The sequence below is a fragment of the Bradyrhizobium sp. i1.15.2 genome (genome assembly GCF_040548425.1).
Lineage (GTDB): Bacteria > Pseudomonadota > Alphaproteobacteria > Rhizobiales > Xanthobacteraceae > Bradyrhizobium > Bradyrhizobium canariense.
This window is the reverse complement of the sequence record NZ_JBEPRQ010000006.1, coordinates 165,653-189,544: the sequence shown is the minus strand read 5'-3', so window position 1 is coordinate 189,544 and position 23,892 is coordinate 165,653. Positions and strand designations below refer to the sequence as shown.

The window sequence follows — 23,892 nt, the reverse complement described above, 5'->3', positions numbered from 1 at the left end:
ACGAGGATGGCTCTGACGAGGCTCAAGGAAGGTGGCAACACCTATAAGGCCGAGCTGGATGCGCAAGAGCGCGCATCGCGCGACGAGATCATGGCGCTGCAGACGGAGCGGCTGGCCTGGTCGCTGAAGCACGCCTACGACAACGTCGCGCATTATCGCAAGGCCTTCGACGCGGCCGGCGTGCATCCGTCGGACTTTCGAGAGCTCTCGGACCTTGCGAAATTTCCGTTCACGGTGAAGACGGATCTGCGCGACAATTATCCCTTCAACATGTTTGCCGTGCCCCGTGAGAAGCTGGTGCGCGTGCATGCGTCCTCCGGCACGACGGGCAAACCGATCGTGGTGGGTTACACGCAACGCGATATCGACACATGGTCGGACGTGATGGCGCGCTCGATCCGCGCCGCCGGTGGCCGCACCGGCATGATCATCCACAATGCCTATGGCTACGGCCTCTTCACCGGCGGGTTAGGGGTGCACTATGGCGCCGAAAAGCTCGGCTGCACCGTGGTGCCGATCTCCGGCGGGATGACAGAACGACAGGTGCAGCTCATCAACGACTTCCGGCCCGACATCATCACGGTTACGCCGAGCTACATGCTTGCGATCCTCGACGAGTTCAAGCGCCAAAAGCTCGATCCGCGCCAGTGCTCGCTCAAGGTCGGCATCTTCGGCGCGGAGCCCTGGACCAATGCCATGCGCGGCGAGATCGAAGACGCCTTCGACATGGATGCGACCGACATCTACGGTCTTTCCGAGGTGATCGGGCCCGGCGTTGCGCAGGAATGTATCGAGACCAAGGACGGACTGCACATCTGGGAGGATCATTTCTATCCCGAAGTGATCGACCCCGACACCGGTGCGGTGCTGCCCGACGGGGAGAAGGGCGAACTGGTCTTTACTTCGCTCACCAAGGAAGCTTTTCCAGTGATCCGCTATCGCACCCGCGACCTGACGCGGCTGTTGCCGGGCACGGCGCGACCGGGCATGCGGCGGATGGAGAAGGTCACGGGACGTTCCGACGACATGATCATCCTGCGCGGGGTCAATCTGTTCCCGACCCAGATCGAGGAGGTTCTCCTCGCCACCGACTGGTGCGGCGGACATTTCATTCTGGAGCTGACCCGGGAAGGCCGCATGGACGAGCTGACCATCATTGCCGAGGCGCGGCCGGAGAGTTGGGACGGCCGGGGTCTCCTCGACCATGCGAGTCGGATCTCGACGCACATCAAGAACACCATCGGCATCAGCTCCAGGGTGAGCGTGGTTGCGCCGGCCACGCTGGAGCGCTCGCTCGGCAAGGCCAAGCGCCTCTACGACAAGCGGCCGAAGGATTAGGTCTTACCCCTCATGGTGAGGAGGCGCGTAGCGCCGTCTCGAACCATGCAGGCCAGGATGCTGCAATGCGGGCCTTCATCCTTCGAGACGCCGCTGGCGCGGCTCCTCAGGATGAGGGGAGGCAGGTTGACTTGGGTCTCTTCAAGGGCGACAAGGCCCGCGAGAAATCGCGGGTCTTTCCATGTCAACAGCCGTTCCCAAAGCCGTCGACGCGCGCTGCGTGCGCCTCAATGCCAAGGCCGAAAGCGCGGCTATGATCGCGCCGGCGGTCGAGCGTGAGACGCTTGCTCGCGGTCCGAATGATCTGCTGATCGAGATCAAGGCCGCTGCCGTCAATCCCTCCGACGTCAAGGCCGCGACCGGGCTGATGCCCTATGCCGTATTTCCGCGCACGCCCGGCCGCGATTACGCCGGGGTAGTGATGGACGGGCCGGCCGGTACGATCGGCCGCGAGGTGTTCGGCTCCTCCGGTGATCTCGGCATTCGTCGCGACGGCACTCACGCCAGCCATCTCGTCGTTGAATCCGACGCGGTGGTGGAGAAGCCGAAGACCGTGTCCTGGGAGGAGGCCGCCGGCATCGGCGTGCCCTTTGTCACCGCGATGGAGGGTTTTCGCCGCGTCGGCATTCCAAAGCCCGGCGAAACGGTGCTGGTGTTCGGCGTCAACGGCAAGGTCGGGCAAGCTGCGGTGCAGATCGCGACCTGGCAGGGCGCGCGTGTCATCGGCGTGGTGCGCAAGGCGGAACCTTATGAGGGCCACACCAACGCATCCGTCGAGGTGATCGACGCTTCCGCGACCGACGTCGCGCCACGCGTGCGCGAGTTGACCGACGGTAGAGGCGCCGACATCGTCTTCAACACGGTCGGCGATCCCTATTTCCAGGCGGCGCACAAATCGCTCGCGCTTCGCGGCCGCCAGATCCTGATCGCCGCGATCGACCGCATCGTGCAGTTCAACATCCTCGAATTCTACCGCGGGCAACACACCTATGTCGGCATCGACACGCTCGGCCTGTCGTCGATCGCGACGGGCGCTGTGCTGCGTGACCTCGGCCAGGGCTTCGCGAGCGGGCACCTGAAACCGTTCCCCATCAAGGCGAACGCCGTCTATCCGCTCGAACGCGCGAAGGAGGCCTATGTCGCCGTTGCCGGCTCGTCGCGGGATCGCGTGATCCTGAAGCCTTGATGATGGAATCGTCCACCCAGCTCGTCATCCTCGCCGGCCTCGTCATTGGCCTGGTTTACGGCGCCGTCGGCCTGCTCAGCGGCTTCTGCCTGATGAGCAGCATGCGCGGCTGGCTATCGGACGGGGATGGGCGGTTGGTACGAACCTATGCGCTGGCGATCGCGGTCGCGACCGCAGCGAGCCAATTCCTCGCCGGCAACGGCATGGTAGATCTCGGCAAATCGATCTACCTGCAACAGTCCTTTTCGGTGCCGGTGCTGTTTCTCGGCGGACTTCTGTTTGGCTACGGCATGGTGCTGTCGAACGGCTGCGGTTCGCGCGCGCTGGTGCTGCTCGGTCGCGGCAATCTCCGCTCCTTCGTCGTGGTGGTCGTGCTCGCCATGGCCGCGCAGATGACGCTCAAGGGCCTGATCGCGCCGGCGCGCATCGCGCTGGTCCAGGCCTCGCAAACCACGGTCAACGTGAATTCGCTGCCGTCACTGTTGGCCGTGTTCGGTCCGGCTGAAGCGGTTTCGCGCGCGATGGCTGCTGCTGTCGTCGTCGTTGTGCTGATCCTGTTTGCTTTCGCGCACCCAGCGTTCCGGCGTTCGCCCGGCCAGATTGCGGCCGGCGTCATCGTCGGTCTCCTCGTCGCCGGAGGCTGGTTCGTCACCGGCTATCTCGGCGCGGATGATTTCAACCCCGTGCCGGTGACATCGCTCACCTTCGTCGCGCCGATCGCGGACAGCCTGCAATATGCCATGCTCTCGACCGGCCTGACGCTGAACTTCGGCATCGCGACAGTTGCCGGCGTCTTCGCCGGCAGTCTGGTCACCGCGCTTGCGACGGGCCGTTTCCATCTCGAAGGCTATTCCTCGCCACGCCACATGCTGCGATCGGCGGGTGGCGCCGCGCTGATGGGCATCGGCGGCGTGATGGCGTTCGGTTGTTCGATCGGACAAGGGCTCACCGGCGTGTCGACGCTCGCGCTGGGGTCGTTCGTCGCCGTCGCCGGCATCCTGTTCGGCACGACGGCTGGCCTGCGCGGGATGCTGCGCGTTCAGCCTCTCGCGGTGGCCTGACCGCGCAGCAGACGATCGCCGAGCGTTGCGAGACCGATGCCGGTAACGATCAGCGCGGCCGCAATCACAAGACTCATGTCGATCGGCTCACCCAGCAGGATTGCAGCGCTGGCGATGCCGACGAGTGGCGTCCCGGTGGTGCCGAGTGACGTCGTCAGCGCCGAGATGCTCTTGTTGACCATCGACATCGCCCAATAGGCCAGCGCCGTCCCGATCAAGCCGGAATACAGGAACAGCAGCACGAGCCTCCACGACCATTCCGCGTGCGGCAGGCCGTCCGTGACGGCCGCCGATCCCGTCAGCACGATCGTCGCCACGAGCACCTGCCAGATCAAAAGCTGGAGCGGGGACGCGATCCAGCGATGCGCGCGGATGTAGATGATGTTCGCGGCCCATGAAATCGCGGCCAGGATGATCATGCCGGCGCCGAGTACGACGTTGGTGTTGGTCCAGTCGATCGATGCCGGATTCAGGATCACGGCAAGGCCGATCAGCCCGAGCAAGGCGCCGGCCAGCTTTGGCGCGGTCAGCGTGTCCTTCCCGAGCAGCGGCGCGGCGATCGCGACCCAGAGCGGCGTGGTGTAGCCCAGCACGATGGCCTTGCTCGCCGGCAGGAAGCGCACACCAGTCGCAACCAGCACCGAGAACACCGTCATGTGCAGCAGTGCGACGCTGAGGATTACCGGAATGTCGCGCCGCTCCGGGATCACCAGATTGTTGCTCAATCCGAGGATCGCGAACAATCCGGCCAGCGCGATCCAGCTCCGGATTGCCGACGTCCACAGGGGCGGGAGGAACTGGACGAGCTGCTTCGTCACCGACCAGTTCACGCCCCAGGCCAGCACGACGATGAGGAACAGGCCGACGGCCGCGCGAGGGGAAAGGGAGTTCATCTCGGAGGTCCTTGAAGCAGTCCAGTCCAGCGAATAGCATCCCACTTGGCACCTGAAAAAGTGCCAGATCGGAAAGGATTAAGGTGCCAGTTCCGGAAAGCATGATCTCCGCTCTGATCGACCTGAACCGGTCCGACGACGAGGGGCTGGTGGCTCAACTGACGAGCCAGCTCCGAAGCTTGATCGCGACGGGCCGTCTCGGCAAAGGCCGCACGCTGCCGTCGAGCCGCCGGCTTGCGAGCGATCTCGGCGTCTCGCGCAACACCGTCAGCTATGCGTTCGAGCAGCTCGCCGCCGAGGGATATCTCGAAGCCTCGCGCGGCCGCCGTCCGATGGTCACGGTCGACGGGGGCGAGCGCGTCGCAGAGGCGGGCGCCGTCGCATCTCGCATGCGCCCTGGCAAGCCGCGGCTTTCGCCCTGGGCGTCGAGCCTCACGCAGACCGACTGGCCGATGTCTTATCAGGCGCGACTAAGACCCTTGCGTCCCGGGCACGGCGATTTCAGGGAGTTTCCAAACGAGGTCTGGGCGCGTTGCCTGCGCCGCAGCGCCGTGCGCGCGGCGAAGCGCGAGCTCGGACCGGTCAACCGGACGCGCCTGCGCGAGGCGCTGGCGCATTATCTCGCGACCAGCAGGGGCGTGCGCGCGACGGCGGATCAGATCCTGATTCTGCCGAGCGCACAGGCTGCGCTGACCTTGATTGCGGCTGCCCTCATCACGCCCGGTGACGAGGTCTGGGTCGAGGATCCCGGCTATCCCGGCGCCGCCGCCGCCTTCCGCGCGTCCGGTGCGCGCGTGACCGGGATAGGATTGGACGAGCAGGGCATGCAGCGGATTCCGGGGATGGCGACCCCGACATTGATCTTCATGACGCCGTCGCACCAGCACCCGACCGGTCGCCTGATGTCGCTCTCGCGCCGCACGGAATTTCTTGGCCTGAGCAGGCCCGGCAAGACCTGGATCGTGGAGGACGATTACGACGGCGAATTCCACTACGACAGCCGGCCGGTGCCGGCCTTGCAGGGACTCGATGCCCATGGCCGCGTGTTCTATGTCGGCACGTTCTCCAAAGTCATGACCGCGGACATCCGGCTCGGCTATCTTGTCGTACCGCGGGCCCTGGTCGGTACTCTCGAGATCGTACAGCGGCACATCGGACTGATCGCCGCGAGCCACATCCAGGAGGCGCTGGCCGAGTTCATTGCCGACGGGCATTTCCTGGCGCATCTGCGCCGGATGCGCCGGCTCTATCACGCCCGCCGCGATCACCTCGTGGAGGGACTAGACGGCCATTTGGGCGACGTGCTCTCTGCCGAAGTGCCCCCGGGCGGCATTCAGCTCGTTGCGCGCCTCAAGCGCGGTCGCGCCGATCACGCGGCGGTCAGGCGGTTGGTCGAAGCAGGCGTTGAAACGCGTGCCCTGTCTGGCTTGGCGCTGGGCAGGCCGCTCGACCACGGTCTGTTGCTCGGCTTCGCGGCCTGGCGCGAGAGCGAGATCACCGCGGCGCTGCGGACGATGGCGTCGTGCTTCTAGCGCACTCGCGCTAGTCCACAGCCTTGGTCACGATGCGGATTTCCGAGGTCAGCGTCCGGTGCACCGGGCACTTGTCGGCGATCTCCATCAATTTCTTGCGCTGCTCGGGATCGAGCGCGCCGTCCATCGCGATGTCGCGCTCGATCTGGTCGAGCATGCCATCGCGCGTCTCGCACTCCGCGCAATCTTTTGCATAGATCTTGGAATGCTTCAGCGAGACGGTAACACGATCGAGCGGCAGCGACTTGCGGTCGGCATAGAGGCGCATGGTCATCGAGGTACAGGCCCCGAGGCCAGCGAGCAGAAGATCATAAGGACCAGGGCCGGCATCCTCGCCGCCGGCGGCGACCGGCTCGTCCGCGACCAGACGGTGCGGTCCAACGGTGACGACCTGGTTGAATTTGCTCTTGCGGGTCTCCTGCACCACGACCCGGCGCGGTGCCTCGGGGAGATCCATCGCCTTCGCAGGTTTCGCCGTGTCGATGTACCGGCTCGCCCAGGCCGCGATCACGTCGGCTGCGTAGAGCGCGTCGGCCGGCTTGGTCAGGAGATGATCGGCATGATCGAGCGAGACGAAGCTCTTGGGATGCCGGGCGGAGACGAAGAGCTTCGTCGCATTATCGATGCCGACGGTATCGTCGAGCGGAGAATGCATGACCAACAGCGCCTTGTGCAGGCCGGTGACGTCCTTCATCAGCTCGTGCTCGGCGATATCGTCGAGGAATTCGCGTTTGATCCGGAACGGGCGTCCCGCAAGCGAGACTTCGACCTCACCTTGCATGCGAATGTCGTCGAGATGCTCTTTGAACAGGCCGGTGACGTGGGCGGGATCGGATGGTGCCGCAATGGTCACAACCGCCTTGGCTTCCGGGATTTGTCCTGCTGCCGCAAGGATCGCGGCGCCGCCGAGGCTGTGACCGATCAGGATTGACGGCGCCTTGCGGACGCTACGCAGATGATCGGCCGCGCGCACGAGATCGGCCACGTTGGAGGAAAACGTCGAATTGGCGAAATCCCCTTCACTGGAGCCGAGCCCGGTGAAGTCGAAGCGCAGCACCGCGATACCCTTGGCTGCGAGTGCGACCGAGATGCGTTTGGCGGCCAGCGTGTCCTTGCCGCAGGTGAAGCAATGCGCGAACAGCGCGAAGGCCCCGGGCTCGCCGTCCGGCAATTCGAGCGTGGCCGAAAGCTGATGGCCGCCTTCGCCCGTGAACTGAAAGCGTTCCGTCGACATGGGCTTTCCCCCGTCCTTGCTTGAACCTAATCGTCCGAATAGCGCTGCTCTGCCCAGGGATCGCCGCGATTATGATAGCCGCGGACCTCCCAGAAGCCCGGAGCGTCCTCGGTCAGGAATTCAATCGACTGAACCCATTTGGCGCTTTTCCAGAAATACAGATGCGGCACGACCAGCCGCACCGGGCCGCCATGTTCGTCCGACAATGGCTCACCGGACCAGCTATGGGCGAGCAATGCATCCTCGGCGGCAAAGTCGTCCAGCGCGAGGTTGGTGGTGTAGCCGTCGTGAGAATGCAACACGACGAAGCGCGCGTCCTCGCGCGGCCGGCAGGCCGCGAGCAGCTCGCGCGTGGCGAGCCCCTCCCACTCATTGTCGTAGCGCGACCAGGTGGTGACGCAGTGGATGTCGGAGGTGAACTGCGCCTGGTTCTGGGCGACGAACTCGGCAAAGGTCCAGAACACGGGGTTCTCGACCGCGCCAAAGACATCGAGCCGCCAGCGCTCGCGCGAAACCGGCGGCACGACGCCGAGATCGAGCACCGGCCAGTCTTTTGTCAGATGCTGGCCGGGCGGCAGGCGCTGATCTTCCGGTCGCGCGATCTTGCCGGTCAAAAAACGGCCTTCGCGCGCCCATTTCTCCTTGGTGCGCGTCAGCTTGCTGTCGGGCGGCTCGTTGTCTTCGGCCATCGGCTACTCGTGGCGATGCATCGCGGAGGCGTGCTTGGTGTCGCGCATGGTGGAATAGATGATCAGTGACAGGCAGATGACGCCGGCGAGATAGTAGTAGAACCACTCCTCATGCCCTATGCTCTTGAAATAGAGCGCGATCGCGGGCGCCGTGCCGCCGAACATCGAGACGGTGATCGCATAGGGCAGGCCGACGCCGAGGGCGCGGACATTGGTCGGGAACAGCTCGGCCTTCACTACGGCGTTGATCGAGGTGTATCCGGCGACGAACAGCCAGGCCCCGCAGATCAGGATGAACGCGATGAAGGGCGACTTGGTCTCCTTCAGCGTCATCAGCAGCGGCACGGTTGCGAGCGTGCCGGCGACGCCGAAGAAGATCAGCAGCGGTTTGCGGCCGATCTTGTCGGAGATGGCGCCATAGATCGGCTGTAGGATGGTTGCGAAGATCAGCGTGCCGAAGATCACGAAAGTGGTCTGGTCCTCGGTCAGCCCCACCGAAAGCTTGACGAAGGTCTGCATGTAAGTGGTGAAGGTGTAGAACGCGGCGGTGCCGCCGGCGGTCAGGCCGACCACGAGCAAAAGCTCGCGCGGATACTTCAGCAGGTTCGTGATCGAGCCGGTCGGCTTCACCACCTTCTTGGCCTCTTCAAACGCTTCAGTCTCGTGCAGATTGCGCCGCATCACTGCAGCAAAGATCGCGAGCGCAGCACCGATCGCGAACGGGATGCGCCAGCCCCAGGCTCTCAGTTCCTCCGGCGTGAGGAAGATTTTTTGCAGAAGCAGCAGCACGATGATCGCGGTGAGCTGGCCGCCGATCAGGGTGACGTATTGAAAGCTCGAATAGAAGCCGCGGTGCTTGGGGTCGGCGACCTCGCTGAGATAGGTGGCGCTGGCGCCGTATTCGCCGCCGAGACTCAAGCCTTCGATGACGCGGGCGAGCGCCAGGATCACCGGCGCGGCGAAGCCGATCGTGGCGTAGGTCGGCGTCAACGCGATGATCAGGGAGCCGAAGCACATGAAGACGACCGACAGCGTCAGCGAGATGCGCCGCCCGTAATGATCGGCGATATAGCCGAACAGCCAGCCGCCCAACGGCCGCATCAGGAATGTCGCCGCGAATACGACGGCGACATTCAATTGTTGGACGACAGGATCGTTGCCGGGAAAGAAGGCGGGAGCGAAATAGAGCGCGAACGCGGTATAGGCGTAGAAGTCGTACCACTCGACGAGATTGCCGATCGAGCCGATGAAGATCGCCTTGATCCGGCGCTTGGCGTCGGCGACGTCAATATGGTCGGAAGCCGGTCGGGTTATTTGCTCAGTCACGTCCGGCCTCTCGGTATTGCTCTTTGGAGAGGTCTACATCGCCTTTCCAAGCAAAAATGGCAACTGGCGGGGGCCTCTGACGGTTCCCTGTGACCAGGTCACCGTGCCTGCCGGATCGAGGGCGAAGTCCGGAATTCGCTTCAGCCATTCCTCCAGCGCAACCTGCATCTCCATGCGCGCAAGGTTCGAGCCGACGCAGCGGTGGATGCCGAGGCCGAACGCGGCGTGGCGGTTCTCGCGGCGATCAATCACGACCTTGTCAGCATCCGGAAACATTTTCGGGTCACGGTTTGCGGCCGGGAAGGACAGCAGCACCATGTTGCCCGGCTTGACCGGGCAGCCTGAGACCGTTGTCTCCTTGACCACTTCGCGCGCCATCGTCACCGGCGAATAGGCCCGCAGCAGCTCTTCCACCGCGGTCGGGACCAGCCCGGGCTCGGCGACCAGGCGCTCGCGGTCGGCGGGCGTCCGGGCGAGGTGCCAGAGCGAGGAGCCGATCGCGCTCCAGGTGGTGTCGATGCCGGCAATCAGGAGCAGGCGCAACGAGCCCAGCACATGCGAATCCTCGAGCGGATTGCCGTCCTTGTCCCTGGCATTCATCAGGTAGGAAATAAGATCGTCGGTCGGCTTGGTCTTGCGCGCCTCGATGTGGGCGCTGAAATAGACGGTCATCTCCTGCACGGCCTGGAGCAGCGTGTTTTCATCCTTGATGCCAAGTTCCAGGATCATGTGGATCCAGCGGATGAAGAGATCGCTGTCTGTCTCGGGGATGCCGAGCATGTGTGCGATCGCGCGAACCGGAATGTGCTTGGTGTAGCGCTCTGCCGCGTCCAGTCGGTCTTCCGTGATGAAACCGTCGATCAACTCGTTGCAGATCGCGCGCACCCGCGGCTCCAGCTTCTTCATCGCGTCCGGCGTGAACGGCGGCAGCAGCAATTGCTTGGCTGGCTTGTGCACCGGCGGATCGGACGTGATCGGCGGGGCGGAGTTTCTGCTGGTGATCTCCGGTCGAACGTCACGGACGATGATGCGGCGTGAGGAGAAATGCTCACTGTCATTGGCGATCTCGCGCACCGCTTCATAGGTCGTCGGCAGGTAGCAGCCGAGGAAGCGCTCGGTATGCACGACCGGGCTTGCGGCGCGCAGCTCGTCCCAGATCGGGAAGGGATCTTCCGTCCATTGCGGATCGGTGTGGTCGAAATCATGGACCCAGTCGGTCACGGGCGGATGGGCGGCGGGCTGGCTGATGTCGGACATCTCGAAATCCCTTGGGGCTCGTGGTCGCGGAAGGCACGCGGGCAGAGGCGGGACGCGCTACTCCTCGATCACGCCGATCGCGATTTCCGGACAATTGGATTTGGCAAGCCAGGCCTTGTCTTCGAGGCCGGGTGGGACCGTGCCGTCGCCGGCCTCGTGGGCGTTGCCGTATTCGTCGAGCTCGAACAGCTCCGGCGCCAGCGCCTTGCAGCGCGCGTGCCCCTGGCATCTGTCGGGATCGACGTGAACCCTCAGTCGCTCTGTCATGGCGGCTTCCTCGGTCGTGTGCGCTCCAGCCCGAAGGCGGCGCGCGCTCCCATTTGCGTTTTTGCTCAAGTTATAGGCTATTACATTCGCGGCAGGCTTCCCCTGTCAAGCGCAAACTTATAGGCTCTGCGCAACATGCGTTCACAACTTGCCCGCAAGCCCGAGAATACCTACCACCACGGCGATCTCCGCGACGCCTTGATCAAGGCCGCGCTGCGCGAAGCCGAGCAGGGCGGGACGGAGGCGATCAGCATCAAGGCGCTGGCAAAGCAGCTGGGTGTCTCGCAGCCGGCGCCCTACCGGCATTTCGCCGATCGCGAGGCGCTGCTTGCGGCGGTGACGGCGGAGGCGTTCCGGCAGCTCAGCGCGCTTCTGCGTGCGGCGATGGCAAAGCCGTCGAAGCGATCGAAGCTGTCGCTGCTGGCGCAGGCGACGCTGGATTTCGGCTTACGCCGCAATGGCATCTACCGCTTGATGTTCGCTTCGCGCACGGTGTCGTGTGCGGCGAAAGGCAGCGAGCTGCACGAAGCGACACGCGAAACGTTTGCGCTCGTGATCGAGGCACTGGAAGCTCCGGCAGTCGATTACCTGCGCGAGCGGCAGGCGCTCAAGATCTGGGCGGCGCTGCATGGCGTGGTGATGCTGGCCGAGCAGGGGCTGTTCACCGGCGAGGCGGCCCATGCCACGCGCGAGGACCTTGTCGAGGATTTTGTCAGCGAAACGAAGGCCGCGCTTGCGGCGGCGATCAAGGGCGCACGGCGCCGGAAAAAGGCCGGCACTTAAGCCTTCGCCGCCAACAGCTTCATCAGCTTCTCGACGGCGCTGTCAGGCGTGGTCACGACAGGCCGACCGGTAGCTTCTGCCACGAGAGACGCCGTTCGCGCGATGCTGAACTGCGCGAGCGCGATGACGTCGCAATCGCGCAGATCATGTGAGGCTTCCACGATCAGCCGGTCATGCGTAACGCGGTCGCCACGGTCGAGCGCGGCCAGCGCGCCTTCGGCAAGCTTCGGCACGATCTGGACGGAGGTAGGAAATTCCGGCGGCATCGAGGCCAGCGTCGGCGCGAAGGTCGAGAGCAGGCCGATACGCCGGCCCATCGTCACTGCCCGCTCGATCATGGCTTCGTTCGGCTTGAGCACCGGCATCGGCGCATGCGCGCGCGCAACCGCCTCGATGCAGGGACCGAAGGCCGAGCAGGTGAACAGGATCGCATCCGCGCCTGTCGCCGCGGCGTAGCGACCGAGCACAAGAAAGCGTTCGGTCATGGCATCATTGAGCTTGCCCTCACGCGCGAGATCCGCCGACAGGCTGTCGTCGAGCAGGTTCATCAGCCGCGCTTCCGGCCACGCCTTCGCGAACGCAGCTTCGATCGGGGCGATGGAATGCTTGAGGGCGTGGATCAGGGCGATGCGAGGGGACGTCGGCATTGAACGTTACTACCTGGTAGATCTCGTGCCCCGGACGCGGCGCAATGCGGAGTATTGCGCCGCAGAGCCGGGGCCCATTGTGGCCGCTGGGTCCCGGCTCTGCGCAGCAGCGTTGCACGCTGCAGCGCGTCCGGGACACGAGAGGCGTTTACTTGAACGGCACCGCGTACATCAAGCCGCCCTTGCTCCAGAGGCCGTTGAGGCCGCGCTCGAGCTTGAGCGGGCTCGCCTTGCCGACATTGCGCTCGTAGATCTCGCCGTAATTGCCGGTGGCCTTGATGGCCGTGACCAGCCATTTGTTGTCGAGCCCGAGCCGGGAGCCGAGATCGCCGGGGGCACCGAGCAGGCGTTGGATCGCGGGCGTCTGCGACTTCGCCATCTCGTCGACATTGCCTTGTGTGACGCCAAGCTCTTCGGCCTCGATCAAGCCGTAATGCAGCCAGGTGATGATGTCGCTCCAGACTTCATCGCCATTGCGGGTGAAGGGGCCGAGCGGCTCCTTGCTGATGGTCTGCGGCAGCACGACGTAGTCGGCCGGGTTCGGCGCCGCGGTCGTCACGGCGCCTGCGAGCGCGGAAGCGTCTTGGGTCATGGCATCGCAACGGCCGCCGAAGAAGGTCTGGTACATGGTGTCGACGCGGTCGAACACCAGCGGCTTCCAGTCGATGCCGTTGGCGCGGCCGTAATCGCCGAGCGTGACCTCATGCGTGGTGCCCTGCGCGACGCAGACGGTGGCGCCCTTGAGGTCCTTGATCTCCTTCACGCCGAGGTCTTTCTTCACCACAAAGCCCTGACCGTCGTAGAAGTTGATTGGGCCTTGCCGCAGGCCCAGCGTGACGCCGCGCAGATAGGTCTGCGTCGAGTTGCGGTAGAGCACGTCGATCTCGCCGGACTGGAGCGCGGTGAAGCGGTTCTGCGCGGTCAGCGAGACGTAACGCACCTTGCTGGCATCGCCGAGCACGCCGGCGGCGAGCGCGCGGCAATAATCGACATCGAGACCCTTGTAATTGCCTTGCGAGTCCGGCGCGGAGAAGCCGGCAAAACCGGCGCTGACGCCGCATATCAGCGTGCCGCGGCCCTTCACAGTGTCGAGCGTCGCCGCCGATGCGACCACCGTCGATGCCGCGAGCACGCCGGCTATGATAACCACTTTCCTCATCATGTTATTCTCCCCTCAGTGATTGACACGACGCAATACGTTGTCGACAGCCGTGCCGAGCTTGTCGACGATCAGATCGATCTCGTCAGCCGAAACGATATAGGGTGGCGCCAACAGCACGTGGTCGCCACGGACGCCGTCCACGGTGCCGCCGCCGGGATAGCAGCCGAGGCCGTCGGCGAGGGCCTCCGCCTTGATCTTCTGGTTCAGCTTCAGCGCGGGATCGAACGAGGTCCGGCTGCCGCGATCGGCGACAAGCTCGATCGCCCAGAACAGGCCGCGGCCCCTGATGTCGCCGATATGGCGGTGGTTACCGAAACGCTCGGTGAGCCGCTGCTCGAGCTGCTTGCCGCGCTCCTTGACCCGGTCGAGCAAGCCGTCCTCGCGGATCACGTCCTGCACCGCGAGCGCGGCAGCGCAGGCGAGGGGATGCGCCAGATAGGTGTGGCCGTGCAGGAAGGCGCCCGAGCCGGCGCGAATGGCGTCGATGATCTTGCCACTGGTGAGCATTGCACCGATCGGCTGGTAGCCGCCGCCGAGGCCCTTGGCGATCGCCTGGATGTCGGGTGCCACGCCTTCCTGCTCCCATGCATGCGTGGTGCCGGTGCGGCCCATGCCGCACATGACCTCGTCGAGGATGAGCAGGGCACCGTGTCGGTCGCAGATCTCGCGGACCGCCCTGAAATAACCGTCCGGCGCGGTCACGGCACCTGCGGTGGCGCCGACGACGGGCTCTGCGAGGAACGCGGCGACCGTATTGGGACCGAGGCGCTGAAACTCGGCTTCGAGTTCGGCCGCAAGCCGGGCGACGAATTGCGCATCGGATTCGCCATCGTGCTTCTCGTGATAGGCGAAGGCCGGGGTCACGTGGCTGAAGGCGTCGGAGAGCAGCGGCGCATAAGGCGCACGCCGCCAGGCATTGCCGCCGGCAGCCAGCGCGCCGAGCGTATTGCCGTGATAGCTCTGGCGCCGGGCGATGAAATGCTGCCGCTGCGGCTCGCCGCGCTCGATGAAATATTGCCGGGCGATCTTGATGCTGGCTTCGACCGCTTCCGACCCGCCGCTGACGAAATAGGCGTAGGCGAGGCCGCCGGGCTCATGGCCGACCAGCCTCTCGGCCAGCGCCTCGGCCGGCTCGGACGAGAAGAACGCCGTGTGGGCGTACGCCAGTGTCGAGGCCTGCTTCGTCAGCGCCGCGATGACGCGTGGATGCTGGTGGCCAAGGCAAGAGACCGCCGCGCCGCCGGAGGCATCGATCACGCGGCGTCCGTCCTCGGCAAAGAGATAGACGCCTTCGCCGCCGATTGCCTTGGGCGGCGTTTCGCGCAGCGAGCGATGCAGCACGCGGCTGGTGCGAGCGGCCATGGGTCAACCTTTCTCTGATACGTAAGTTGAAGACGCGGCCAGCCGCGCCTCGGTATTCTCCAGGCGCTTCTTCGCGGCCGTGCCGCCGAGCGAAAACGTCACGGCCGCGAGCGATTGGGCGATCGCAATGGCGCCGGTCAGGCTCGGGAAAAAGCCGGGAGAGGAAGCCGCTTCGAACAGCAGCACGTGGTCGGCGCCTTCAGCCATCGGCGCCGAAGAGCTATCGGCGATCGCGATCAGGGCCGCGCCGGCACGATAGGCGGCTTGCGCGACCCGGACACTGGCATGTGTGTAGGGCATGAAGCCGATGACGATGACAGCTTCGCCGGGCCGGAATGCGCCGAGGTCGAGATCGTCGGGGCCGGACGCGCCGACGAGTTGCACCTGTTCGGGACGAAACAGCCGGAGCTCGTAATTCAGCAGTTCCGCGACGCTGCGGCAGCTTCGGTAGCCAGTGATCCAGATCCGCTTGGCGTCGTGGAGCGCGCGCGCCGCCTCGGCAATCGGCTGGGCCGGGATGCGCGGAAGGCCGGCGGCCTCGGCCTCGAGCTTGTCGGTGACGAGCGCGACATCGGCGTTCGGGCCGTGGCGGCGGCTCCTGGCGCGGCCGGAGAAGGGCGCGATCTGCGAGGGGCGCCGCGCCTCCGTCAACGCCGCGCGCAATTCATCCCAGCCCGAATAACCGATCGCTTTGGCAAGCCGCGTGAACGCGGCGGGATCGGCGCCGGCAACCGCCGCGAGATCGCGCATCGAACGCGTGGTGGCGTCGTAATCGTTGGCCGCGACGAAACGCCCGACCTCCTGCAACCGCATCGGAAGCGATGGCAATGCAATGCGCAGTTCGCTCAGCGGCGAGGATTTCGCGGGCTCGGCCATGAAACATTTGTTGCACAAAGTGGAGTTTGGTGCAACACTTGACGTACGCCGCCGGAAATCGTCGTCTTGAGAAGGATTTTTGTGCTGTGACGTCAGACGCTCCGAGACCGCCGCCGCGCCGCCGCTTCTTCGGCGCTTTCGGACGACGCGAGCTGAAAGGCCTGTTCTGGCAGGCCCTGGTGGTCGGGATCGCAGTCGCGGTCATCGCCTTTCTCTGGTCCAACACGGTCACCAATCTCTCCGCGCGCCGCATTACGACCGGTTTTGCCTTCCTCGGCCGTGAGGCCGGCATGCCCATCTCCGACAGCCTGCTCGCCTACAATCCGAGAGACTCATATCTCTGGGCCTTCGTCGTCGGCATCGCCAACACCCTGCGCGTTGCCGTGATCGGAATCGTGCTTGCAACCATCCTGGGCACGGTGATCGGCATCTCGCGGCTGTCGGCCAATTGGCTGCTGTCGCGGCTCGCCGCAGTGTATGTCGAAACGCTCCGCGACATCCCGCTGCTGCTCCAGCTCCTGTTCTGGTACGTGCTGATGCAGGCGCTGCCGGCAGCGCGCGCGGCATGGCGGCCGATCGAGGGCGTGTTCCTGTCCAATCGCGGGTTGATCCTGCCGGCGATTCCGATCGGGACGCCGCAGCTTTGCGTGCTCGGCGCGGCAGTGTTCGGGCTTGTCGTGTTCTACGTCATCCGGCGGCGGCTCATCGCGCAGCAAATGCGCGACGGCAAGCCGCGGCCGTCCTGGCCTTTTGGACTCGGCTTGCTTGTTGTGCTGCCTGCGGCGGTGTCCGTGCTTCTCGGCGTGTCCTGGACGATCGAATGGCCGGAGCTGCGCGGCTTCAACTTCGTCGGCGGGCTGACGCTCGCGCCGGAATATTTCGCGTTGCTGATCGCGCTCGTCACCTACACCTCGGCCTTCATCGCCGAGATCGTGCGCAGCGGCATCCAGTCGGTGCCGCGCGGCCAGTGGGATGCCGCCAATGCGCTGGGACTGCGCCGGAGCTTCATGCTGCGGCAGATCATCCTGCCACAGGCGCTACGCGTCATCGTGCCCCCAATGACGAGCCAGTACCTCAACCTGACCAAGAACTCCTCGCTCGCGGTGGCGATCGGCTATCAGGACGTGGTCTCGATCGCCAACACGACGTTGAACCAGACCGGGCAGGCGATCGAGGCCATTGCTTTGATCATGGCGGTGTTTCTCACCATCAGCCTCGGCATCAGCTTCTTCATGAACTGGTACAATTCGCGCATCGCGCTGGTGGAGCGCTGACCATGACGGCGATCGCCGACATTCCGGAAGTACCGCGCGCCGCCCGCCGCCCGCAGATCGGCAATCCGGTGCTGCGCTGGCTGCGCACCAATTTGTTCTCGTCTATCCCGAACGGCATTCTCTCGGTCGTGTTGCTGGCAGTGCTCGCAAAGGGCCTCTTTAGCTTCGCGCAGTGGGGCATCGCCAATGCGGTCTGGCTCACCCCAGCGAACGATTCCAGCGCCTGCCGCGCGGTACGCGGCGTCGGTGCATGCTGGGCGATCATCCCCGAGAAATACCGCTTCATCCTGTTTGGCACCTATCCGTTCGACGAGCAGTGGCGGCCGGCGCTGGCGGTGCTGCTGTTCATCGCCCTGTTCTATCTCTCCACCCGCCGCGCCTTATGGCGGCGCGAGCTGGCCTATCTCTGGATCGCCGCTCTCGCGCTGATCAGCATGCTGATGTGGGGCGGCATACTCGGCCTGTCGTTCGTCTCGCAGGACCGTTGGGGCGGCCTCCCGGTGACGCTGATCCTGGCGACCTTTGGTCTGGCTTTCGGCTTCCCGCTCGGCATCCTGGTCGCACTCGGCCGGCGCTCAAAACTGCCGGCGATCCGCTCGCTCAGCGTGCTCTATGTCGAGCTGATCCGCGGCGTGCCTCTGGTCAGTCTGCTGTTCATGGCGAGCGTGATGTTTCCGCTGTTCATGCCGAACGGATTCAACATCGACAAGCTCCTGCGCGCGCAGGTCGCGATCATCCTGTTCGCGGGTGCCTATCTTGCCGAAGTCATTCGCGGCGGCCTCCAGGCCGTGCCCCGCGGGCAATACGAGGCCGCCGATGCGCTCGGGTTGTCATACTGGCGCAAGAACCGGCTGATCGTCCTGCCGCAGGCGATCCGTCACGTCATCCCGCCGCTGGTCAACACCTTCATCGCGTTCTTCAAGGACACCAGCCTGGTCCTGATCATCGGTATCTTCGACCTGCTGACGACGGCCAAGACCGCGATCATCGATCCGGCGTGGCAGCAATTCTCCGTCGAAGTCTACATCTTCGTCGCCGCCATCTATTTTGTCTTCTGCTTCGCGATGTCGCGGTATAGCCGGAGCCTGGAGGCGGCAAGCGAAAGGTGAGTATCTCTCTTGTCCCGGACAAGGTGCTACGCGAAACGCTGCGCCGCATCCGGGGCACGAGAGCGGAGACCTAGTTCTTCACCCGCGGATCAATTGGCGTCGTGCCACGCACGCCCAAGATATCCTCCAGCGTCTTCGCGCCGGCGATCACCTGCGCATCAGCGCGCGGAGCCCCGACGACCTGCAGTCCGACCGGCAGGCCCGACGCCGTGAAGCCGCAGGGCAGCGAAAGCGCGGGACAGCAGGCGAGCGTGATCGCATAGACGATGCCGAGCCACTCGACGTAATTGTCGAACTTCTTGCCGGCGCATTCGGCGACATAGCGGTGCTCGATCGGGAAGGGCGGCACGATGGTGGTCGGTACCAGCAGCAGATCGTAGCTCTTGAAGAACTCGACCGCACGCGCGGTCATGCCGACGCGCTGCGCTTCGGCGCGTTCGAGCTGCTCGATCGTGAGCTTGAGGCCTTCTTCGATGTTCCAGATCACTTCGGGCTTGAGCAGGTCGCGTTTTGTGCGCAGCAGCTGTGCCTTGCTGATTGCGAAGTCGAACGCGCGCAGCACGTGGAAGCACTCATGCGCCTCGCGCCAGTCCGGATGTGCCTCCTCGACGATGACGCCGGCTTCGGCAAAGCGTTCCGCCGCCTTTCGCGTGATTGCTTTTACCTCGGGATCGACCGGCGTGATACCGAGGTCTGGCGAGTAAGCGATGCGCTTCGGTTTGCTGCCTGACTGCGCCGCCGAGAGAAACGAGGTCAACGGCGCGGGAAGCGACAATGGATCGGCCGCATAGTCGCCGCTCATGGCGTCGAGCAGCAGCGCGAGATCCTCGACGTTGCGTGCCATCGGACCGACGACGCCGAGATTACGATCGATGGCTGATTTTGGAGTATGCGCGACCCGGCCGATGCTCGGCCGCATCCCCACGACGCCGCAGAAAGCTGCCGGACTGCGCAAGGAGCCGCCCATGTCGGAGCCCTGCGCGAGCCAGGCCATGCCGGTGGCGAGCGCAACGGCTGCGCCGCCTGACGAGCCGGCTGCCGACTTGGACGTATCCCAGGGATTGAGCGTTGCGCCGAACACCTCGTTGAAGGTGTTGGCGCCCGCACCGAATTCCGGCGTGTTGGATTTGGCGTAGACGACCGCGCCGTTACCTTCGAGGTTCTCCACCATGAGGTCGGACTGTTTGGGCACATTGTCCTTGAAGATCGGCGAGCCCTGGGTGTTCAGCACGCCAGCAACGTCGGTCAGATCCTTGATCGGCACCGGCAGGCCTGCGAGTAATCCGCGCGCACCGGCCGGCTTCCGCATCAGCGCCTTTGCGCTATCCCGCGCGCGATCGAAGCACAGCGTCGGCAGCGCGTTGACCTTGCCGTCGACTTCGCCGATACGCTTCTCCAGCACATCCAACAGTTCCAGCGGCGAGACGTCGCCGGACCGCAGCTTGTCGACGACGGTGCAGGCGGTTTCGCGGATCAACTCTTGAGACAACTATTTTACTCCTGTACTTGTTCAAGCGTCATTGCGAGCGCAGCGAAGCAATCCAGTCTGTCAAGGCGGAAAGATTCTGGATTGCTTCGCTGCGCTCGCAATGACGAGATTAATCAACCCCAGCCCGCGCTGATGCCGCCGTCCACCGTGTAGATCACGCCGGACGTGTAGCCCGCGCGATCCGACGCCAGGAATGCCATGAGGTCGCCGATCTCGCGCGCATGCGCAGGCCTGCCGAGTGGCAGGCTCTTCTGGAATTCCTTGTAGCGGCTCTCGTCGCCGAACTGGTGCTTTGCCCGTGTCTTCAGCAGAGTGACGTGACGGTCGGTGCCGACAGGGCCGGGATTGATGCCGACCACGCGGATGTTGTCGGCGAGGCTCTTGCCCCCGAGCGCGCGGGTGAAGGCCATCAGCGCGGCATTCCCGGCGCTGCCGCAAATGTAGTTGGCGTCGAATTTCTCGCCGGCGGCGCCGATATCGTTGACGATCACGCCACCGCCCTTCGCCTTCATCTGCGCATAGATCATGCGCGTGAGGTTGATGTAGCCGAACACTTTCAATTCCCAGGCGTGGCGCCAGGTCGCCTCGTCGATCTTGTCGATGGAGCCGCCGGGAATGTCGCCGGCATTGTTGACGAGCACGTCGATGTCGGCGGCTTCCTTGGCGAGCCGCGTCAAATCCTCGCTCTTGCGCAAATCGACGATGCTCGTGGCGGCATCGATCTGGTGCGCCGAGCGCAAGCGCTCGGCCAGAGCCTTGAGCTGATCGCCGTTGCGGGCGGCGAGGAGGAGATGGCAGCCTTCCTCGGCAAAGGCCTCGGCGGCAGCTGCGCCGATGCCCTTGGACGCGCCCGTGATCAGGACGCGCTTGCCACGCAGATGCAGATCCATGGGAGTCACTCGCAGGAGAGGAACGGGAATAAAATCAGTAGGCGGTCGGCCGCGCCATGGTCAACATTGCAGTGCAGCGTTGCACTGCCGCCGCGTTTGGTCCATTGCAGTGCGGTCAAAAAGGCGGCGGCTGCCGGAGCAATCAAGGACGTTCTCGATGAGCAAGAAACAATACCGGATCGCGGTCATTCCTGGCGACGGCATCGGCAAGGAAGTGATGCCGGAGGGTCTGCGCGTTCTGGAGACCGCGGCGAAGAGGCACGGGGTGTCCCTTCATTTCGATCATTTCGACTTCTCGTCCTGGGACTATTACGAGAAGCACGGCCAGATGATGCCGGACGATTGGAAGGATAAGATCGGCAAGCACGACGCCATCTATTTCGGCGCGGTCGGCTGGCCGGCCAAGATTCCGGATCACGTCTCGCTGTGGGGCTCGTTGATCAAGTTCCGCCGCGAGTTCGATCAGTATGTGAATCTGCGCCCGGTACGGCTGATGCCGGGCGTTCCGTCCCCGCTGGCCAACCGCAAGCCCGGCGACATCGATTTCTGGGTGGTGCGCGAGAACACCGAAGGCGAATATTCTTCCGTCGGCGGCCGCATGTTCCCGGACACCGACCGCGAGTTTGTGACGCAGCAGACGGTGATGACCCGCATCGGCGTCGATCGCATCCTGAAGTTCGCCTTCGAGCTCGCGCAGTCGCGGCCGAAGAAGCACCTGACGTCGGCGACCAAGTCGAACGGCATCTCCATCACCATGCCCTATTGGGACGAGCGCGTGGAGGCGATGGCGAAGAAGTTTCCGGGCGTGAAGTGGGACAAGTACCACATCGATATTTTGACGGCGAATTTCGTGCTGCACCCGGATTGGTTCGACGTCGTGGTCGGCTCCAATTTGTTCGGCGACATCCTGTCCGATCTCGGCCCGGCCTGCACCGGCACCATCGGCATCGCGCCATCAGGCAACATCAACCCCGAGGGCAATTTCCCGTCGGTGTTCGAGCCGGTGCACGGCTCAGCGCCGGACATCGCGGGGCAGGGCATCGCCAATCCGATCGGCGCAATCTGGTCAGGCGCGATGATGCTCGAGCATCTCGGCGAGAAGCAGGCCGGCAAGTCGATCGTTGATGCGATCGAGCGCACGCTGGCGGAACGCACGCTCCGCACCAAGGATCTCGGCGGCAATGCCGACACTACGGCTTGCGGCAAGGCCGTTGCGGACATGGTGGATTAAGCAAGCGATCAACCACGGTGTCGTCCCGGCGAAGGCCGGGACCCATTACCCCAGGGAGTAGTTGCGGTACTCGCTGGTAACCGCGAGTCTTCGCCAAACCACTTCCTGTGGTTATGGGTCCCGGATCTGCGCTGCGCTTGTCCGGGACGACACCGGTTTATAATGGCTCAGCCCGCGATCTTCTCGATTGCCGCCTCATCGAGCCCAAACGTTTTCCCGGCCAGCAAAATATCCCGCCAGGTGGTCGGATCGACCGGGATGCCTTCCGCGAGCCGCTTCTTCTTCGTCTCGCGCTCGGGCTCGCCGGCGATCTTCACCTTGTCGACGCCGGGGGCCGGCGGTGAGCCCGTGTGCCACGCGACGAAGCTCTCGACTTCGCGCGCGAGATTCTCGGCGGTGCCGAGCTTGGTCGGATCGATGATGATCGAGAGCATGCCGTTGAGGACGTTGTACTTGCCATCGGACGGACCCTTGACCACCTGCCCGCCGGAGAGCGCGCCGCCGAGGATTTCGCACACCAGCGCGAGTCCCGAACCCTTGTGCTCGCCGAACGGCAGGATGGCGCCGTACGGCGGGATCACGGTGTAGCGCGGGTTGGTGGTCGGCTTGCCCTCGTTATCGATGATGGTGCCGGGCTCGAGCTCGACGCCCTTGTTGTGGGCGACGCGAGTCTTGCCCTGCGCGATCCTGCTGGTGGCGAAGTCGAGCACGATGGGGTCCTTGCCCGCGCGCGGGATTCCGACGCAGAACGGGTTGGTGCCGTGGCGCCCATCGCTGCCGCCCCAGGGCGCCACGATCGGGCGCGAGATCACGTTGACGAAGTGAATCGAGACCAGTCCGTGGTCGATGCACTGCTCGGCCCAGTGGCCGATGCGGCCGATGTGATGTGAGTTCGAGAGGCCGACGAGACACACGCCGTTGCGCTTGGCGCGCTCGGCTGCGAGCTCCATCGCTTCATGGCCGATGACCTGCCCGTAGCCGGTGAGGCCGTCGAGCGTGAGCAGCGGACCGGTGTCGAGCACGACCTTGACGTGCCGGTTCACGGCGAGGCCGCCCGTGGTGACGCTCTGGACATAGCGCGGGATCATGCCGACGCCGTGCGAGTCGTGTCCCTTGAGGTTGGCCTCGACCAGATTGGTGGACACGAGCTCGGCCTCGCGGTCCGTGGAGCCGCCGGCCTTGACGATGGCACTGACCGCTTCGATGAGCGGCTGTGCCTTGATGGTGCGATAGTCGGCCATTGTTGGTGCTCTTATCCCTTTCCAAGATTGCGGTGCGTAGGGTGGGTTAGGCGAAGCCGTAACCCACCTCTTCTGTCTTCGCGAACGTCGAGGGTGGTGGGTTACGCTTCGCTAACCCGCCCTACGTTTTCACGATCCGGCGGCAGTGCTCCCACGCCGCGCCAATCAGGTTCTCGCTCGCCTCCGGAGTCCGGAACGCCGAATGCGCCGACAACGTTACGTTCGGCAGCTTGGTCAGCGGATGATCGCCGGGCAATGGCTCGATGTTGAAGACGTCGAGGCCGGCATGGCGGATATGGCCCGACTTCAGCGCATCGATCATGGCGGCCTCGTCGACAACGGCGGCGCGGGCGGTATTGATGAGGATGACGCCCGGCTTCATTTTCGCGATCATCTCGCGGGTGATCATGCCGCGCGTCTCGTCGTTGAGCAGCAGATGCAGCGATATGACGTCTGCTCTCGCCAACACCGTGTCGAGATCGGTGAATTCCACGCCCGGATAGCTCTTCGGCGAGCGGTTCCAGGCGATCACCTTCATGCCGCTGCCCGAGGCAATGCGCGCGACCTCCGCGGCAATACCGCCGAAGCCGATCAGGCCGAGCGTCTTGCCCGTGAGCTGCATGCCGTCTTCGCGCAGCCAGTTTCCGCCGCGCATCTCGCGGTCCATCATCGCGATGACGCGGGCCGAAGCCCACATCAGCGCGATCGCGCATTCCGCCACCGCCGTGTCGCCATAGCCCTTGATCAGGTGCACGGAGATGCCGAGCTCAGCGAGCTCCTCCGGGTTCATGTAGCTGCGCGCGCCGGTGCCGAGGAACACGACATGCTTCAGCCCCGCGCACTTCTTTGCGACATCGGTCGGCAGCGCGGTGTGGTCGACGATCGCGATCTCGGCGCCGTCGAGGATCTCGGGATATTGCTCGGGCTTGATGTCGGGATCCCTGTGGATCCGCACCTTGGGATCGCCCGGTTGCTCCAGCCGCTCCAAGATCACGGCGAGGGCTTCATTGGCGTCGACGAAAACTCCGCGCATGATTCTCTCCGG

Annotated in this window: 23 protein-coding genes; 8 read left to right on the top strand and 15 right to left on the bottom strand. The window is 64.5% G+C overall.

Features of this window, described 5'->3' with window-relative positions; all coding sequences use genetic code 11:
• Positions 1–6 precede the first annotated feature (6 nt).
• The 3 genes from paaK to ABIB80_RS14070 all read left to right on the top strand — a co-directional run bounded on the left by paaK (position 7) and on the right by ABIB80_RS14070 (position 3,585).
• Entirely contained in the window at positions 7–1,338 is a 1,332-nt protein-coding gene (gene paaK / locus ABIB80_RS14080; protein WP_007593800.1) for a phenylacetate--CoA ligase PaaK, read from the top strand.
• 181 nt (positions 1,339–1,519) lie between these two features.
• Positions 1,520–2,524: a quinone oxidoreductase family protein gene (locus ABIB80_RS14075; protein WP_007593798.1), complete on the top strand. Its 1,005-nt coding sequence runs from the start codon at positions 1,520–1,522 to the stop codon at positions 2,522–2,524.
• 2 nt (positions 2,525–2,526) lie between these two features.
• On the top strand, positions 2,527–3,585 hold the full coding sequence (locus tag ABIB80_RS14070) for a YeeE/YedE family protein (RefSeq protein WP_354127788.1): 1,059 nt from the start codon (positions 2,527–2,529) through the stop codon (positions 3,583–3,585).
• Here ABIB80_RS14070 and ABIB80_RS14065 read toward each other — a convergent pair.
• On the bottom strand, positions 3,564–4,478 hold the full coding sequence (locus ABIB80_RS14065) for a DMT family transporter (RefSeq protein ID WP_354127707.1): 915 nt from the start codon (positions 4,476–4,478) through the stop codon (positions 3,564–3,566). The two genes, ABIB80_RS14070 and ABIB80_RS14065, sit on opposite strands and share 22 nt — an antisense overlap.
• Positions 4,479–4,579: 101 nt before the next feature.
• Here ABIB80_RS14065 and pdxR point away from each other — a divergent pair, with 101 nt between their 5' ends.
• Entirely contained in the window at positions 4,580–6,010 is a 1,431-nt protein-coding gene (gene pdxR, locus ABIB80_RS14060; protein WP_354127787.1) for a MocR-like pyridoxine biosynthesis transcription factor PdxR, read from the top strand.
• A 10-nt stretch (positions 6,011–6,020) separates the two neighbouring features.
• Here the strand turns inward: pdxR and ABIB80_RS14055 are convergent, their stop codons facing one another.
• From ABIB80_RS14055 to ABIB80_RS14035, 5 genes are read right to left on the bottom strand one after another with little or no spacing between them, the layout of a single operon-like run.
• Positions 6,021–7,244, bottom strand: coding sequence for a bifunctional alpha/beta hydrolase/OsmC family protein (locus tag ABIB80_RS14055; RefSeq protein ID WP_354127706.1), 1,224 nt, complete (start codon positions 7,242–7,244; stop codon positions 6,021–6,023).
• A gap of 26 nt (positions 7,245–7,270) precedes the next feature.
• On the bottom strand, positions 7,271–7,933 hold the full coding sequence (locus tag ABIB80_RS14050) for a sulfite oxidase-like oxidoreductase (protein ID WP_219682673.1): 663 nt from the start codon (positions 7,931–7,933) through the stop codon (positions 7,271–7,273).
• Between the two features lie 3 nt (positions 7,934–7,936).
• Positions 7,937–9,259, bottom strand: a complete 1,323-nt coding sequence (locus ABIB80_RS14045) for an MFS transporter (protein WP_007593785.1) — start codon at positions 9,257–9,259, stop codon at positions 7,937–7,939.
• A 33-nt stretch (positions 9,260–9,292) separates the two neighbouring features.
• On the bottom strand, positions 9,293–10,516 hold the full coding sequence (locus tag ABIB80_RS14040) for a cytochrome P450 (protein ID WP_007593782.1): 1,224 nt from the start codon (positions 10,514–10,516) through the stop codon (positions 9,293–9,295).
• A 57-nt stretch (positions 10,517–10,573) separates the two neighbouring features.
• Entirely contained in the window at positions 10,574–10,783 is a 210-nt protein-coding gene (locus ABIB80_RS14035; protein WP_354127705.1) for a ferredoxin, read from the bottom strand.
• 135 nt (positions 10,784–10,918) lie between these two features.
• Here ABIB80_RS14035 and ABIB80_RS14030 point away from each other — a divergent pair, with 135 nt between their 5' ends.
• Positions 10,919–11,566, top strand: a complete 648-nt coding sequence (locus ABIB80_RS14030; protein ID WP_354127704.1) for a TetR/AcrR family transcriptional regulator — start codon at positions 10,919–10,921, stop codon at positions 11,564–11,566.
• On the opposite strand, the gene ABIB80_RS14025 is transcribed toward ABIB80_RS14030, so the two are convergent.
• The 4 genes from ABIB80_RS14025 to ABIB80_RS14010 form a co-directional block, all read right to left on the bottom strand.
• Positions 11,563–12,213, bottom strand: a complete 651-nt coding sequence (locus tag ABIB80_RS14025) for an aspartate/glutamate racemase family protein (RefSeq protein WP_354127703.1) — start codon at positions 12,211–12,213, stop codon at positions 11,563–11,565. The two genes, ABIB80_RS14030 and ABIB80_RS14025, sit on opposite strands and share 4 nt — an antisense overlap.
• Positions 12,214–12,361: 148 nt before the next feature.
• On the bottom strand, positions 12,362–13,375 hold the full coding sequence (locus ABIB80_RS14020) for an amino acid ABC transporter substrate-binding protein (protein WP_354127702.1): 1,014 nt from the start codon (positions 13,373–13,375) through the stop codon (positions 12,362–12,364).
• A gap of 12 nt (positions 13,376–13,387) precedes the next feature.
• Positions 13,388–14,737 carry an aspartate aminotransferase family protein gene (locus ABIB80_RS14015; RefSeq protein WP_354127701.1) on the bottom strand — a complete coding sequence of 450 codons (1,350 nt, stop codon included), beginning with the start codon at positions 14,735–14,737 and terminating at the stop codon, positions 13,388–13,390.
• 3 nt (positions 14,738–14,740) lie between these two features.
• Complete coding sequence (locus ABIB80_RS14010; RefSeq protein WP_354127700.1) at positions 14,741–15,613, bottom strand: MurR/RpiR family transcriptional regulator; 873 nt, start codon at positions 15,611–15,613, stop codon at positions 14,741–14,743.
• An 86-nt stretch (positions 15,614–15,699) separates the two neighbouring features.
• Here ABIB80_RS14010 and ABIB80_RS14005 point away from each other — a divergent pair, with 86 nt between their 5' ends.
• Positions 15,700–16,887, top strand: coding sequence for an amino acid ABC transporter permease (locus ABIB80_RS14005; RefSeq protein WP_219682667.1), 1,188 nt, complete (start codon positions 15,700–15,702; stop codon positions 16,885–16,887).
• Between the two features lie 2 nt (positions 16,888–16,889).
• Positions 16,890–17,996 (top strand): amino acid ABC transporter permease, encoded by a 1,107-nt coding sequence (locus ABIB80_RS14000; RefSeq protein WP_354127699.1) that lies wholly within the window; start codon positions 16,890–16,892, stop codon positions 17,994–17,996.
• Between the two features lie 70 nt (positions 17,997–18,066).
• On the opposite strand, the gene ABIB80_RS13995 is transcribed toward ABIB80_RS14000, so the two are convergent.
• From ABIB80_RS13995 to ABIB80_RS13985, 3 genes are all read right to left on the bottom strand, one after another.
• Entirely contained in the window at positions 18,067–19,485 is a 1,419-nt protein-coding gene (locus ABIB80_RS13995; RefSeq protein WP_354127698.1) for an amidase, read from the bottom strand.
• Between the two features lie 113 nt (positions 19,486–19,598).
• Positions 19,599–20,375, bottom strand: a complete 777-nt coding sequence (locus tag ABIB80_RS13990) for an SDR family oxidoreductase (protein ID WP_027568933.1) — start codon at positions 20,373–20,375, stop codon at positions 19,599–19,601.
• A 5-nt stretch (positions 20,376–20,380) separates the two neighbouring features.
• Positions 20,381–20,521, bottom strand: a complete 141-nt coding sequence (locus ABIB80_RS13985; RefSeq protein WP_198288235.1) for a hypothetical protein — start codon at positions 20,519–20,521, stop codon at positions 20,381–20,383.
• 11 nt (positions 20,522–20,532) lie between these two features.
• Here ABIB80_RS13985 and ABIB80_RS13980 point away from each other — a divergent pair, with 11 nt between their 5' ends.
• Positions 20,533–21,606, top strand: coding sequence for a tartrate dehydrogenase (locus tag ABIB80_RS13980; protein ID WP_219682664.1), 1,074 nt, complete (start codon positions 20,533–20,535; stop codon positions 21,604–21,606).
• A gap of 167 nt (positions 21,607–21,773) precedes the next feature.
• On the opposite strand, the gene ABIB80_RS13975 is transcribed toward ABIB80_RS13980, so the two are convergent.
• Positions 21,774–22,847, bottom strand: coding sequence for a malate/lactate/ureidoglycolate dehydrogenase (locus tag ABIB80_RS13975; protein ID WP_354127697.1), 1,074 nt, complete (start codon positions 22,845–22,847; stop codon positions 21,774–21,776).
• Positions 22,848–22,968: 121 nt separating this feature from the next.
• A complete protein-coding gene (locus ABIB80_RS13970) occupies positions 22,969–23,880 on the bottom strand; it encodes an NAD(P)-dependent oxidoreductase (RefSeq protein ID WP_354127696.1) in 912 nt (303 codons plus the stop codon).
• Positions 23,881–23,892: the final 12 nt, after the last annotated feature.

Excerpts from the sequence above, each read along its gene's own strand:
- ABIB80_RS14065 (WP_354127707.1), bottom strand. The coding sequence starts at position 4,478 with ATGAACTCCCTTTCCCCTCGCGCGGCCGTCGGCCTGTTCCTCATCGTC.
- ABIB80_RS14035 (WP_354127705.1), bottom strand. The coding sequence starts at position 10,783 with ATGACAGAGCGACTGAGGGTTCACGTCGATCCCGACAGATGCCAGGGG.
- paaK (WP_007593800.1), top strand. The coding sequence starts at position 7 with ATGGCTCTGACGAGGCTCAAGGAAGGTGGCAACACCTATAAGGCCGAG.
- ABIB80_RS14030 (WP_354127704.1), top strand. The coding sequence starts at position 10,919 with ATGCGTTCACAACTTGCCCGCAAGCCCGAGAATACCTACCACCACGGC.
- ABIB80_RS14020 (WP_354127702.1), bottom strand. The coding sequence starts at position 13,375 with ATGATGAGGAAAGTGGTTATCATAGCCGGCGTGCTCGCGGCATCGACG.
- ABIB80_RS14070 (WP_354127788.1), top strand. The coding sequence starts at position 2,527 with ATGGAATCGTCCACCCAGCTCGTCATCCTCGCCGGCCTCGTCATTGGC.
- ABIB80_RS13970 (WP_354127696.1), bottom strand. The coding sequence starts at position 23,880 with ATGCGCGGAGTTTTCGTCGACGCCAATGAAGCCCTCGCCGTGATCTTG.
- ABIB80_RS14010 (WP_354127700.1), bottom strand. The coding sequence starts at position 15,613 with ATGGCCGAGCCCGCGAAATCCTCGCCGCTGAGCGAACTGCGCATTGCA.
- ABIB80_RS14050 (WP_219682673.1), bottom strand. The coding sequence starts at position 7,933 with ATGGCCGAAGACAACGAGCCGCCCGACAGCAAGCTGACGCGCACCAAG.
- ABIB80_RS14055 (WP_354127706.1), bottom strand. The coding sequence starts at position 7,244 with ATGTCGACGGAACGCTTTCAGTTCACGGGCGAAGGCGGCCATCAGCTT.
- ABIB80_RS14040 (WP_007593782.1), bottom strand. The coding sequence starts at position 10,516 with ATGTCCGACATCAGCCAGCCCGCCGCCCATCCGCCCGTGACCGACTGG.
- ABIB80_RS14000 (WP_354127699.1), top strand. The coding sequence starts at position 16,890 with ATGACGGCGATCGCCGACATTCCGGAAGTACCGCGCGCCGCCCGCCGC.
- ABIB80_RS14025 (WP_354127703.1), bottom strand. The coding sequence starts at position 12,213 with ATGCCGACGTCCCCTCGCATCGCCCTGATCCACGCCCTCAAGCATTCC.
- ABIB80_RS13980 (WP_219682664.1), top strand. The coding sequence starts at position 20,533 with ATGAGCAAGAAACAATACCGGATCGCGGTCATTCCTGGCGACGGCATC.
- ABIB80_RS13975 (WP_354127697.1), bottom strand. The coding sequence starts at position 22,847 with ATGGCCGACTATCGCACCATCAAGGCACAGCCGCTCATCGAAGCGGTC.
- pdxR (WP_354127787.1), top strand. The coding sequence starts at position 4,580 with ATGATCTCCGCTCTGATCGACCTGAACCGGTCCGACGACGAGGGGCTG.
- ABIB80_RS14075 (WP_007593798.1), top strand. The coding sequence starts at position 1,520 with ATGTCAACAGCCGTTCCCAAAGCCGTCGACGCGCGCTGCGTGCGCCTC.
- ABIB80_RS14015 (WP_354127701.1), bottom strand. The coding sequence starts at position 14,737 with ATGGCCGCTCGCACCAGCCGCGTGCTGCATCGCTCGCTGCGCGAAACG.
- ABIB80_RS13990 (WP_027568933.1), bottom strand. The coding sequence starts at position 20,375 with ATGGATCTGCATCTGCGTGGCAAGCGCGTCCTGATCACGGGCGCGTCC.